Source organism: Bradyrhizobium sp. PUT101 (assembly GCF_052043945.1).
Taxonomy (GTDB): Bacteria; Pseudomonadota; Alphaproteobacteria; order Rhizobiales; family Xanthobacteraceae; genus Bradyrhizobium.
The window spans coordinates 961,335-974,568 of the sequence record NZ_CP197207.1 but is presented as its reverse complement, the minus strand read 5'-3'; the positions used below and the strand labels follow the sequence as shown (position 1 = coordinate 974,568).

The following is a 13,234-nucleotide window of genomic DNA, read 5'->3' as shown; positions in this document are numbered from 1 at the left end:
GGGACGCCTTACGCCTCGCCTGACCTGCACCGACGTCAGGCCACCGGATCGCTGGCGGAAGCCTTGCGGCTTCGGTGGTCCGGTGCCAGCGCTGGCGCAAGTGGAGCTGCCTCGCGTCGCGGGATGATGCCGGCCGGCGCAGGCCCGGCGTCGCGGGAGGCGATGGCCCAGATCAGCAGACCGAGAAGTGCGAGCGCGGCGCCGACAGGACCGGTGGAGGTCCAGCCGAATCCCTCGCGAATTGCAAGACCCCCGAGGAACGGGCCGAGCGCATTGGCCGTGTTGAATGCCGAATGATTTAACGCGGCCGCGAGTGCCTGTGCATCTCCCGCAACATCCATCAGCCGCGTCTGCAGGATGGCGCCGAGCGAGACGCTGGCGCCGATGGCGAAGATGTCCGCCGCGAGCAGCCAGGGATTGCCGGCCGCAAGCGGGAATACCAGCAGCGCGACTGCGGCAAACAGCAGGATGACGCCCGCCGTCGGCATCAAGGCACGGTCGGCGAAGCGCGGCACGAACAGATTGCCCAGTGTCGCGCCGATGCCGAACACAGCCAGGAAGAACGGGATGACCACTGTGCTGACCTTGGTGACCTCGATCAATGTCGTCGCAAGATACGTATAGACCGCGAACATGCCGCCGAAGCCGATGGCGCCGATCGCGAGCGTGATCCAGACACGGCCGCTCCTGAGCGCGCCGAGCTCGCGCAACGGATCGGATTTGCCGGCCTGGTTGCGCGGCGCGAACAAGGCGCAGAGCAACACCGTGAGCAACGCCAGCACCGAGACGAGGCCGAAGCTCGCGCGCCATCCGACTGCCTGTCCGATCAGATTGGCGAGCGGGACGCCGATGATGGTGGCTGAGGTCAGACCGAGCATAACTTGTCCGACCGCCTGCGAGCGACGATGTTGGGGAACCAGCGAGGCCGCGACCAGTGCGGCGATGCCGAAATAGGCGCCGTGCGGCAATCCGGAGAGAAAGCGGGCCGCGATCATGGCGCCATAGCCGGGCGCAAGCGCCGTGAGCGCATTGCCGAGAGCGAACACGGCCATCAGTGCCAAGAGCTGCGTGCGCCGCGCGAACCTCGCGCCGAGCACGGCAATCAGAGGCGCCCCCAGCACCACGCCGAGCGCATAGGCACTGATCGCGTGGCCTGCGGTCGGCTCGTCGATGCCGAGATCGGCGGCGAAGAACGGCAACAGGCTCATCGATGCGAATTCGGTGGTTCCGATCGCAAAGCCGCCCATCGCGAGCGAGAACAGCACAATGGCAAGGTGAGGGGGCGCGGAAGCCGAAGCCGATTTTGCGCGTCGCGAGGCCGCTTGAGACGAAGTCGTCATGAGTCCTGCATTGGTGGCGTCAACGGGAACCAGCCCAGAGAACGTCGCCACCCCTGCAAGCTTTGTCTGTCGTACTTAAACTGCGATCAGTCCGCGTCAACATCCGAGCATCGGCGGAGAGCCTTCTGCATATCAGCGTCCCGCATGTGCCGAACCTCGGTTGGCCGACCCCGATTGGCGAGGAGGCATTTTTAGCGGAAAGTACGGGTTCACCACACATGTCGCCGAACGACCCACGGCGAGATATCGGCACTGCGCAAGCGAACCGTAGCGGCAGTCGAAATAGCCGACGGGGCCGTAGATCTGCATGCAGACCGGATAGCTCGGATCGTAGGTCTGTGCATGCGCAAGTCCGCCGGCCGAGAGCTGGGCGATCGCGATGAGTGCGAGGCGGGCGCGGCGCATCTCAGCGCGGCAGGAAATAGCCCGGCGTCTGCGCGCGCGGACGATTCTGATACGCGTATGGATCGTCGCTCTGTCCGACGAAATACGGATTGGCGATGCAGGTCAGCGCGCGACCGGATGCGCTCGCCTGACACTGCGCGTAGGTGTCGAACCTGCAATTGCTCAGTCCCGGCCATTCATCACCGGTGAGGCAGAAAGGATGATTTTTGCCGAATGCGTGCGCCGGTGCGCTTGCACCCGATGCGAATGCAAATGTGACGAATGCGAGCGAAAATGTGGCAACAATGGGTAATGGAACTCGACCGCGCATTTCGATTCTCCAATCACGCGAATGTGCGCGCGACGTCGTTACGTGCATATGCAGCTTGTGTCCTGTAGTCGACATTGGAACTCGTGAAAACACTTGTTCCAAAGGGTTTCCACACACCTGCCGATAAACATTCGTTAATGCAGCAAGGTCCTTTCGACCCAACTGTTGCGTCGCGGTTACAGCAATTCCGTCGTCCGCTGCTAAGACATTGCGCACGGCCCGGGGGCCTACTGAAGAAACTGGAACGGGAACCAAATGAAAAAGAATTTGTTGCTTGCCGCTGTCAGCCTCGTCGCGCTCAGCGCGGCTGCGCCGGCGATGGCTGCTGACCTCGCGGCGCGGCCCTACACCAAAGCTCCGCCCGCGGCGATCGCCGCCGTCTACGACTGGAGCGGCTTCTATATCGGCATCAACGGCGGTGGCGGTTCGGCGGATACGTCGTGGGACCTCGTCAACTTCGGCTCTGAAGGTTCGCACAACTCGACCGGCGGCACGGTCGGTGGTCAGATCGGCTACCGCTGGCAGACCGGCCAGTTCGTTTTCGGTGTGGAAGGCCAAGGCAACTGGGCCGACTTCTCGGGTGACAACATCAGCGCCGTCACCGGGCTCCGGAACCGTACGCGCCTCGATGCGTTCGGTCTGATCACAGGCCAGGTCGGCTATGCCTGGAACAACGTCCTGCTCTACGTGAAGGGCGGTGCGGCTGTTGTCAGCAACAAGTACGACGTCTACAGCACTGTTACGGGTGCAAACCTCGACAATGCGGACGAGACTCGCTGGGGCGGCACGGTTGGCGCGGGCCTGGAGTTCGGTTTTGCTCCGAACTGGACAGTCGGTGTCGAGTACAACCACATCTTCCTCGGCGACCAAAATGTCACCTTCGCCAGTGGCGCAGTCGATCGTATCAAGCAGGACGTCGACATGGGCCTCGTCCGCCTGAACTACAAGTTCGGCGGCCCGCTGCTGGCCCGCTACTAAGACAGATCGCTCAACGCGAGCGGCTGACGAAAGCCCCGGCTTCGGCCGGGGCTTTTTTGTTGTTTGCATTCTGCGAGTTAACCATCCCGCTTCGCGAGATCTCGGATCGCTTGACTCCAAAGAACAAAATGAGAACAATGTTCTTCATACGTTCCAACAAGGGAGCAGGCCATGTTCAGGGTTTTCGTGGAAGAGGCCGCCGCACTGGCGTCCATCACGCTGTTCGTCGGGATGATCGCGATCTGGGCGCAGGTGATTCCTCAGCTCTAAGGCGCGATGAGATTGGGATGAGTCGTCATCGCCCTTCAGGTTCTGTTTGAGCATGATCTTTTCGGACAACCGCTGCACACTTTTCCGGATCATGCTCTGGGCCGGTGAGCTTGCTGCTGCCGCTGGGGAAAAGCGGGACGACTCGGCCGATCGGCCGCTCCGGCGTGGACTCTGGAGCAGTGACGCCCCACCATTGTGAGGCGAGTCGCCCGGGCGGTGCAGGATCCTCTTTTGATCTGCCTGACACCTCCCGGCGTTGGCCACCGCTCCATTTCATCTGCAAGAGGCCGTCACGCGACCATGCCGAGCGCCGGATTCGTTCACCTTCACGTTCATTCGGCCTATTCGCTGCTCAAGGGCTCGATCAAGATCGCCAAGCTCGCCGAGCTTGCGAAGAAGGACCACCAGCCCGCGCTGGCGCTGACCGACACCGACAATCTGTTCGGTGCGCTGGAGTTCTCCGACAAGATGGCGAGTTCCGGCATCCAGCCGATCGTCGGCTGCGAGCTGGCCGTCGATTTCGGCGACCAGGATCCGAATGCGCGGAACGCGATGGGGCCGTCGCGGGTGGTGCTGCTGGGAGCGCAGGAGCGCGGCTATCGCAGCCTGATGCGGCTGAACTCGCGCGCGTTCCTGGAATCGCCGGACAGCCATGCTCCCTTCATCAAGTTCGATTGGCTCGAGGGCGAGACCGAAGGCCTGATCGCGCTGACGGGCGGACCGGACGGGCCGATCTCGCTGGCGCTCGCCGGCGGTCATGCCGAGCTCGCCGCCCAGCGCTGCGAGCGTCTGGCCGGCCTGTTCGGCGACCGCCTCTACGTCGAATTGCAGCGCCACAACACCGAGAAGGAGCGGCGCGTCGAAAGCGGCTTGATCGACATCGCCTACGCCAAGGGATTGCCGCTGGTTGCGACCAACGAGCCGTATTTCGCCGCGACCGACGATTATGAAGCCCATGACGCGCTCCTCTGCATCGCCGGCGGGCGACTGATCGCCGAGACCGAGCGCGAGCAGCTCACGCCGGATCATCGCTTCAAGACGCGCGCCGAAATGGCGGTGCTGTTCGCCGACATCCCGGAGGCGCTGGCCTCGACGGTGGAGATCGCCGAGCGCTGCTCGTTCCGGCCGATGACACGCAAGCCGATCCTGCCTTTCTTCACCGTCGGCGCCGCGTCGAGCTCGGACGCCGCTGCAGTCGAGGCGGCTGAACTGAAGCGCCAGGCGGAGGAGGGGCTCGCCAACCGCCTGCGCGTGCATGGCCTGTCGCAGGGCACGACGGAAGAGACCTACGCCAAGCGGCTCGCCTTCGAGCTCGACGTCATCATGCGGATGAAATACGCGGGCTACTTCCTGATCGTGTCCGACTTCATCAAATGGGCGAAGTCGCAAGGGATTCCGGTCGGGCCGGGCCGCGGCTCCGGCGCCGGCTCGCTGGTCGCCTGGGCGCTGACCATCACCGACCTCGATCCGATCAAGTTCGGCCTGCTGTTCGAGCGCTTCCTCAATCCCGAACGCGTCTCGATGCCGGACTTCGACATCGACTTCTGCCAGGACCGCCGCGGCGAGGTCATCCAGTACGTTCAGCAGCGCTACGGCCGCGACCAGGTCGCGCAGATCATCACCTTCGGTACGCTGCAGGCGCGCGGCGTGCTGCGCGACGTCGGGCGCGTCCTCCAGATGCCCTATGGCCAGGTCGACAAGCTTACAAAACTGGTGCCGCAGAATCCCGCGGCACCGGTGACGCTGGCCGCCGCGATCGAGAGCGAGCCGAAGCTCCAGGCGTTTCGCGACGAAGACCCGGTGGTGGCGCGCGCCTTCGACATCGCGCAGCGCCTCGAAGGCCTGACGCGCCACGCCTCGACCCATGCGGCCGGCATCGTGATCGGCGATCGCCCGTTGAGCGAGCTCGTGCCGCTCTACCGCGATCCCAAATCCGACATGCCGGTGACCCAGTTCAACATGAAATGGGTCGAGCCCGCGGGGCTCGTGAAGTTTGACTTCCTCGGCTTGAAGACGCTCACAGTCCTCGACGTCGCAGTCAAACTGCTCAAGCCGCGCGGCATCGATGTCGATCTTGCCACGCTGCCGATCGACGATGCCGATAGCTACCAGATGCTGGCCCGGGGCGACGTGGTGGGTGTATTCCAGGTTGAAAGCCAGGGCATGCGGCGGGCGCTGATCGACATGCGTCCGGACCGTTTCGAGGACATCATCGCGCTGGTCGCGCTCTATCGACCGGGCCCGATGGCGAACATCCCGACCTACTGCGCGCGCAAGCATGGCGACGAGGAGCCGGAATATCTGCATCCCGTGCTGGAGCCGATCCTCAAGGAGACCTTCGGCGTCATCATCTACCAGGAACAGGTGATGCAGATCGCGCAGGTGATGTCGGGCTATTCGCTCGGCGACGCCGACCTCTTGCGCCGCGCCATGGGCAAGAAGATCCGCGCCGAGATGGACAAGCAGCGCGACATCTTCGTCGCGGGCGCGGTGAAGAACGGCGTGCCGAAGGGGCAGGCCGAGACCATCTTCGAACTCCTGGCGAAGTTTGCCGACTACGGCTTCAACAAGAGCCACGCGGCGGCTTACGCGCTGGTGTCCTACCACACCGCCTACATGAAGGCGCATTATCCCGTGGAGTTCATCGCGGCGTCGATGACGCTCGATCTCAACAACACCGACAAGCTCTCCGAATTCCGCTCCGAGGCGCAGCGGCTCGGCATCAAGGTCGAACCGCCCAACATCAACCGGTCAGGCGCGACCTTCGACGTCGGCGAGAAGACGATCTACTACGCGCTCGCAGCGCTCAAGGGCGTCGGCATTCAGGCGATCGAGCAGATCATCGCGGAGCGGACGAAGAACGGCCTGTTCACCTCGCTCGCCGATTTCGCCGCGCGGGTCTCGCCGCGCGCGATCAACAAGCGCATCATCGAAAGTCTCGCTGCCGCCGGCGCCTTCGATACGCTGGAGCCGAACCGGGCGCGTGTCTTTGCCGGTGCCGACTCGATCCTCGCCGCGTGCCAGCGCGCGCACGAGGCCGCGACCATCGGCCAGAACGACATGTTCGGCATGTCGGCGGATGCGCCGACCATCATGCTGCCGCAGGTCGAGCCGTGGCTGCCGGCCGAGCGGCTGCGCCGCGAATACGACGCGATCGGATTCTTCCTGTCCGGCCATCCGCTCGACGACTATGCGACCGTGCTGAAGCGGCTGCGGGTGCAGAGCTGGGCCGAGTTCTCGCGCGCGGTGAAGACCGGCGCGACCGCCGGCAAGGTCGCCGCCACCGTGGTTTCGCGCATGGAGCGGCGCACCAAGACCGGCAACAAGATGGGCATCATGGGCCTGTCGGATCCGACCGGCCATTTCGAGGCGGTGCTGTTCTCCGAAGGGCTCGCGCAATATCGCGACGTGCTGGAGCCGGGCGCGGCCGTGCTGCTGCAGCTTGGGGCCGAGCTTCAGGGCGAGGACGTGCGCGCCCGCGTGCTGCATGCCGAGCCGCTCGATGACGCCGCGGCCAAGACGCAGAAGGGCCTGCGCATCTTCCTGCGCGACACCAAGCCGCTGGATTCGATCGCCAAGCGTCTCGCCGGACCCGACATGGCGGCCTCGAACGGCGGGGCGCCAAAGGTCGGGAGTCCCGCGCTTGCGCCGCGCTCCAACGGCGACGGCGAGGTCTCGCTGGTGATGATGCTCGACCTGGAGACCGAGGTCGAGATGAAGCTGCCTGGCCGCTTCAAGGTCTCGCCGCAGATCGCCGGCGCGATCAAGGCGGTCGCGGGCGTGGTGGACGTGCAGCAGCTCTGACGTTGCCGTCACCGCCGCAAACCAAAGCTTAACTATTCGGCCCGTGCGTGGTTTCGAAGTTGCTCGAGCGCAGCTATCAGTTGTCGGCGCGACAATCTCGTTCGGCGGGAACCCTGGAAGGACAACAACCATGTGCGACAAATGCTCTGAAAATCTGCATCAACCTGTTGCTCCCTCCCGGCGCTCCATGATGCTCCTTGCCACCTCGGCGCTTGCGGCGGCGGCGTTTGGCGGGGCCGCGTTGGCCAAGGAGGCGAAGGTGCCGCCGAAACCGCAGAACGTGCTGTCGCCCGATGCGGCGCTGAAGCGGCTGATGGAAGGCAATGCGCGCTATGTCTCGGGCGTGTCGCGCCGGCACGACTTCAAGCACGAGCGCGAGGCACTGGTCGGCGGCCAGAATCCCTACGCGGCCGTATTGAGCTGTGCCGATTCGCGCATCGCGCCCGAATATGCCTTCGACAGTGGACGCGGAGACCTGTTCGTGTGCCGCGTCGCCGGAAACTTCGCGGGGGACGAAACCGTCGCCAGCATGGAATACACCGTCGCGGTGCTCGGCACGCCCTTGATCCTGGTGCTCGGCCATGACAATTGCGGCGCCGTCGATGCGACCATCAAGTCGCTGAAGGACGACAAGCCGTTGCCGGGGCACATCCCCTCGCTCGTCGCCGCGATCGCGCCGGCGGTGAAGACGGCGGCCCAGCAGAGCGGGAACGCGCTCGACAACGCCATTCGCCAGAATGTCCTCGACAACGTCGCCAAGCTGAAATCGGCCGCCCCGATCCTCAACGCAGCGGCCGAGCAGGGCAAGCTCAAGGTTGTCGGCGGTATCTATCGGCTGAGGACGGGAAGCGTCGAGTTGCTTGCCCAGGGCTGAGCCCATCTCGGTCCAATCCGGCCGAACCTATTTCTATCTGGCCCGAAACAGCGACCGCAAGAATGCGGTGATCGCCAATGCGAGCACCGGACTGCTGGGGTACGGGCTCACCCTCGCGATGACGTCGGCGTACAAGAATCCGGGGCCGGTCGATTTCTATGGGGCGGCTGCGCGGACGACCGTCGCCGAATTGAAATTGGCCGCGTGATCCGCGGGCGAGGGGACGTGTCGTGAGATCGTCGCGGTGAGGCCGGCGCCGGCGACGGGGCGGCCATGCCACCGCCTCAATCCAAGCTTTTCGTTGTTCAAGCCTTTCGTTCAACCGCCGTTCAGCCGGCTGCGCGCCTCATGCGTGGCGGCACCTCGACAACAATAGCGGGCGAGCAAGCATGCGTGGGACGCTCAGAGCCTTCATCTGCCTTGTGCTGCCGATCGTGGCCCTTGCCACCGGCGTACCGGACCCGGCGCGCGCGCAGCAGCCGGAAAAGCGCATCGCGCTCGTGGTCGGCAACGGCGCCTATGCCAAATCGCCGCTGGCAACGACGGCCAACGATGCCGGCCTGATCGCGCAGACGCTCCAGGCGGCGGGCTTCGACGTCGTCGGCGCGCGCGATCTCGACGGCGACACGCTACGCAAGAGCTTGCGCGATTTCATCCATAAGACCCAGGCTTCGGGCCCGGGCACCGTCGCGATGATCTATCTCGCCGGCTACGGCGTGCAGCTTGCCGGCGAGAACTATTTCATCCCGGTCGACTCCAACATCGCCCGCGACACCGACATACCGACCGAGGCCCTGCGCATCAGCGACTACGCGCGCCAGCTCGCCTCCATTCCGCTCAAGGCCAGCATCGTCGTGCTCGACGCGGCGCGTGCGCAGCCCTTCGTCGAAGGCGGTCAGCCGATCGCGAGCGGTCTGGCGCTGGTCGAGCCCGAGGCGAACATGCTGATCGCCTTCAATGCCGCGCCCGGCACGGTGGCGCCGGAGGAGCCGGGGCCTTACGGCATCTATGCACAGTCGCTCGCCGAGATGATCCGCACCGGCGGCCTGCCGCTGCCCGAGTTGTTCGACCGCGTGCGCTTGCGCGTCAACGAGGCCTCCAAGGGCGCGCAGGTGCCCTGGAACGAGCAGAAGATATCGGCGCAATTTTCGTTCTTCGAGCGTGGGCCCGACGCGCCGCCGCCGGAGACCACGCCCGACCAGGTCGCCGCGATCCGCAACAAGCCGATCCGCGATCTCGGCGTGCAGGATGCCTATGCCGCCGCGCTCGAGCGCGACACGCTGGCGGCCTATGAGGAGTTTCTCGCGGCCTATCCAAATGACCCGCTTGCGAAGCGCGTCATGGCGATCGTGGCGGCCCGCCGCGAGGCGATCACCTGGCGGCGGACCTATCGCGCCGATACGCCGGACGCCTATTGGTCGTATCTGCGTCGCTACCCGCGCGGGCCGCATGCAGGCGATGCCCGGCGCAGGCTCGCGATCCTGACTGCGCCGCTCGAGCCGCCGCCGACTTTCGCAATGCTGGACTACGACGTGCCGCCACCGCCGCCGGAGGAGGTGATCTATGTCGACCGTCCGGTGCTGTATTTCAGCGATCCCGATTTCGGCTTCGTGCCGCCACCGCCGCCGCCGGTCTATTATCTGCCGCCGCCGCCGCCGGATTTCGTCGTGCTGCCGCCGCCGCTGCCGGTGGTCGGTCTGTTCGTGCTGCCGCAGCCGGTGTTCGTGCCGATCCCGGTGTTCGTCAGGCCGCCGGTCTATGTCGCGCCGCCGCCGAACAACATCATCTTTCAGAACATCCACAACACCACGGTCATCAACACCGTGATCAACCGCCCGCCGGCGCCGCCGCCGGCCGCGGGGCCGGCGCCCGGTCCGGGCAATCTGGCCCCGGCGGTTGCCGGCCGCGCCACGCCGGCAGGTGCCGCCGTGCCGCAGGCAGTCATGCAGCGCGCCGCGCTGATCCAGCAGGGCAAGGCACCGATGCCGCCGAGCGCGACGATCCAGCCGACGGTGAGGCCCGGCATCGCGGCACCGGCTCCGGCCAATGTCGCCCCTGCTGCAACGACACCGCAGCCGCCGGCCGCGGCCAAGCTACCCCAGGCCAATACCTTGCCGGCACCCAATACCTTGTCAGCACCGGGGACTCCTGGCGGCCCGCCGGCGGGGGCGGCGCCCGGCGCTGTGACGCCGAGCGGCACGCGCGGTCCGACCGCGACGGCTCCGGCCGGCAACGCTCCTGCTGCGACACCGCAAGCACCGGCGCCCACCAGGCTGCCGCAGGCCAACACGCTGCCGGTGCCCGGAACTCCCGGCGGACCGCCTTCGGCCGGGTCAGGAGGCGCCCCCGGCGCTGCCCCGCCTCATGGCATACCCGCTGCGACCGCCACGGCGCCCACCGGTAACGTCTCGCCGGCGCCGCCGAACGCGGCAACCGCCACGGCGCCGAACCACCGGCCGGCTCCCGGAAGTTCGACGGCCCCGTCCGCCGGCCTACCCAAGCCGTCGGGGACGACGACCCCACCTGCGACTGACCTGCGCGGCAGGCCGACCGGGTCCCAGCCGGGCGCTTTGCCGCCGCCGAGCGCGGCCCACGGCAAGCCGGCCGTCCCGACCATGGTCAAACCCGCGCCGCCGCCGCAGGCCGCCAGGCCTGCCGCTCCGCCACCGCATCCTCGGGCCTTGGCGAAGCCGATGCCGCCGCCTCCGCCGCGAGTCGCGCCACCCCCGCCGCCGCGCGCGGCGCCTCCGCCCGTGGCCGTGGCCCGACCGGCGCCACCGCCGCCCGTTGCTCGACCGGCGCCGCCTCCGATGGCGCGTCCTGCGCCACCTCCGCCTCCGATGGCACGGCCCGCGCCGCCGCGTGCGGCGCCGCCTCCGCCGCCACGGCCAGCCGGCCCGCCACCAAAGGCCTGCCCGCCTGGCCAGCCGAAGTGCTAGGAGGCTGAAGGGATAGGGACGCCCGGAAGCGACAGGAGCTTGCGGGCGGCCGGGACGGCCCCTTATTTCCTTGCTTCTGGCCGAAATGGCGCTATATAGCGCGCCATCTCACACGGAAACATGGCTCACAAGGCCGTCCGGTGGCAACCGGGGCGAGAACGCTCCGTTTTGCTCACACGTTTCCGGAGGAACCAACCGGAGAATTAGAACGATGGCGCTACCCGATTTCACCATGCGTCAGCTGCTCGAAGCTGGCGTGCACTTTGGTCACCAGTCCCACCGCTGGAATCCGAAAATGGCTCCGTTCATTTTCGGCACCCGCAACAACATCCACATCGTCGACCTCGCCCAGACCGTGCCGATGCTGCACCAGGCCCTTCAGGCCGTCAGCGACACGGTTGCCAAGGGCGGCCGTATCCTGTTCGTCGGCACCAAGCGCCAGGCGCAGGATGGTGTTGCGGACGCGGCCAAGCGCTGCGCGCAGTACTTCGTCAATTCGCGCTGGCTCGGCGGCACGCTGACCAACTGGAAGACGATCTCGGCTTCGATCAAGCGCCTGCGTCACCTCGACGACGTGCTCTCGGGCGGCGAAGCCAATTCCTACACGAAGAAGGAGCGCCTGACGCTTCAGCGCGAGCGCGACAAGCTCGACCGTTCGCTCGGCGGCATCAAGGACATGGGCGGTCTGCCCGACCTGATCTTCGTGATCGACACCAACAAGGAAGACATCGCGATCCAGGAGGCCCAGCGCCTCAACATCCCGGTCGCCGCGATCGTCGACACCAATTCGGACCCGAAGGGCATCACCTATGTGGTGCCGGGCAATGACGACGCCGGCCGTGCCATTTCGCTGTACTGCGAACTCATCGCGCGTGCGGCGATCGACGGCATCTCGCGCGCCCAGGGCGATTCGGGCATGGACATCGGCGCTTCGACCCGTCCGCTCGCCGAAGAGCTGCCGGCGGCGTCCTCGAGCGGTTTCCAGGGCCTTGCCGGTCCCCGCGGCACCGCCGACGACCTCAAGAAGCTCCCGGGCGTGTCGGGTGCGATCGAGAAGAAGTTCAACGACCTCGGCATCTTCCACTATTGGCAGCTCGCCGAGCTCGACCACGACACCGCGCACACGATCGGCGAAGAAGTCGGTCTGCCGAGCCGCGCGGATGCCTGGGTGGCCAAGGCCAAGGCGCTGACCGCGGAAGCGGAATAGTCAAATAGAGCGATGGGTTGGCCGGATAGGATCCGGCCACCATTTCAGTTGACGCGAATTGCTGAGATGGACCGCGGCGGGGCGATACGATGCCACGCTGCGGCAAACCGGCAGGCACAAAGGATTTCAAGGATGGCAACGATCACAGCTGCGATGGTCAAGGATCTGCGCGAGTCGACTGGCGCGGGCATGATGGACTGCAAGGCCGCGCTGACCGAGAACGACGGCAACATGGAAGCGGCGCAGGACTGGTTGCGCAAGAAGGGTCTGTCCAAAGCCGCCAAGAAGTCGGGCCGGGTCGCGGCCGAGGGCCTGATCGGCGCGCTCACCAAGGGCACCAAGGGCGTCGTGGTCGAGGTCAATTCCGAGACCGACTTCGTCGCGCGCAACGGCCAGTTCCAGGGGCTGGTCAAGATGATCGCCCAGGTCGCATTCGACGTCGGCGCCGACGTCGAGAAGATCAAGGCCGCCAAGGTCGGCGACGTCACGATCGAAACCGCAATCAGTGATGCGATCGCCACCATCGGCGAGAACATGACGCTGCGCCGCGCCGCCCAGCTCGAAGTCAGCCAGGGCGTGGTGTCGCACTACGTCCACGGCGCCGTCATCGAAGGCGCCGGCAAGATGGGCGTGATCGTGGCGCTGGAATCGCCGGGCAAGGCCGACGAACTCGCCGCGCTCGGCCGTCAGATCGCGATGCATGTCGCGGCCGCCAACCCGCTGGCGCTCGATCCGTCCGGCCTCGATCCGGCCGTGGTCAAGCGCGAGAAGGACGTGCTCGCCGACAAGTACCGTCAGCAGGGCAAGCCTGAGAACGTGATCGAGAAGATCGTCGAGTCCGGCCTCAAGACCTACTACAAGGAAGTCTGCCTGCTCGAGCAGGCCTTCATCCACGACACCGGCAAGTCGGTGGCGCAGGCGGTGAAGGAGGCCGAGGGCAAGGTCGGCGGCGCTGTGAAGATTGCGGGCTTTGTGCGCTATGCTCTCGGCGAGGGAATCGAGAAGCAGGAAAGCGACTTCGCGGCCGAGGTCGCCGCCGCCAGCGGCAAGAAGTAAGCGCCGGAACGTTCCTTCCGGCGTGCCGCCGGAAGCGGCGCCCGGACAAGG

Annotated in this window: 10 protein-coding genes; 7 read left to right on the top strand and 3 right to left on the bottom strand. The window is 66.1% G+C overall.

What is annotated here, in order from left to right; genetic code table 11:
- Positions 1–35 precede the first annotated feature (35 nt).
- The 3 genes from ACSHT2_RS04690 to ACSHT2_RS04680 form a co-directional block, all read right to left on the bottom strand.
- Positions 36–1,340 (bottom strand): MFS transporter, encoded by a 1,305-nt coding sequence (locus ACSHT2_RS04690; RefSeq protein WP_440640585.1) that lies wholly within the window; start codon positions 1,338–1,340, stop codon positions 36–38.
- Positions 1,341–1,472: 132 nt separating this feature from the next.
- On the bottom strand, positions 1,473–1,745 hold the full coding sequence (locus ACSHT2_RS04685) for a DUF3551 domain-containing protein (protein ID WP_440640584.1): 273 nt from the start codon (positions 1,743–1,745) through the stop codon (positions 1,473–1,475).
- Between the two features lies 1 nt (position 1,746).
- Complete coding sequence (locus ACSHT2_RS04680) at positions 1,747–2,055, bottom strand: DUF3551 domain-containing protein (RefSeq protein ID WP_271588328.1); 309 nt, start codon at positions 2,053–2,055, stop codon at positions 1,747–1,749.
- A 255-nt stretch (positions 2,056–2,310) separates the two neighbouring features.
- Between ACSHT2_RS04680 and ACSHT2_RS04675 the strand changes: the two genes are divergently transcribed.
- The 7 genes from ACSHT2_RS04675 (at position 2,311) to tsf (ending at position 13,183) form a co-directional block, all read left to right on the top strand.
- Positions 2,311–3,033, top strand: a complete 723-nt coding sequence (locus ACSHT2_RS04675; protein ID WP_440640583.1) for an outer membrane protein — start codon at positions 2,311–2,313, stop codon at positions 3,031–3,033.
- Positions 3,034–3,603: 570 nt separating this feature from the next.
- Positions 3,604–7,107: a DNA polymerase III subunit alpha gene (dnaE, locus tag ACSHT2_RS04670; RefSeq protein WP_440640582.1), complete on the top strand. Its 3,504-nt coding sequence runs from the start codon at positions 3,604–3,606 to the stop codon at positions 7,105–7,107.
- Between the two features lie 130 nt (positions 7,108–7,237).
- Positions 7,238–7,981: a carbonic anhydrase gene (locus tag ACSHT2_RS04665; protein ID WP_440640581.1), complete on the top strand. Its 744-nt coding sequence runs from the start codon at positions 7,238–7,240 to the stop codon at positions 7,979–7,981.
- Positions 7,968–8,189 carry a hypothetical protein gene (locus tag ACSHT2_RS04660; RefSeq protein WP_440640580.1) on the top strand — a complete coding sequence of 74 codons (222 nt, stop codon included), beginning with the start codon at positions 7,968–7,970 and terminating at the stop codon, positions 8,187–8,189. Before ACSHT2_RS04665 ends, ACSHT2_RS04660 begins: the two co-directional genes overlap by 14 nt.
- 181 nt (positions 8,190–8,370) lie before the next feature.
- Positions 8,371–10,920, top strand: a complete 2,550-nt coding sequence (locus ACSHT2_RS04655) for a caspase family protein (RefSeq protein WP_440640579.1) — start codon at positions 8,371–8,373, stop codon at positions 10,918–10,920.
- 211 nt (positions 10,921–11,131) lie between these two features.
- Positions 11,132–12,127 (top strand): 30S ribosomal protein S2, encoded by a 996-nt coding sequence (locus ACSHT2_RS04650; protein WP_440640578.1) that lies wholly within the window; start codon positions 11,132–11,134, stop codon positions 12,125–12,127.
- A gap of 132 nt (positions 12,128–12,259) precedes the next feature.
- Positions 12,260–13,183: a translation elongation factor Ts gene (gene tsf, locus ACSHT2_RS04645; protein ID WP_440640577.1), complete on the top strand. Its 924-nt coding sequence runs from the start codon at positions 12,260–12,262 to the stop codon at positions 13,181–13,183.
- The last annotated feature ends 51 nt before the right edge of the window (positions 13,184–13,234 follow it).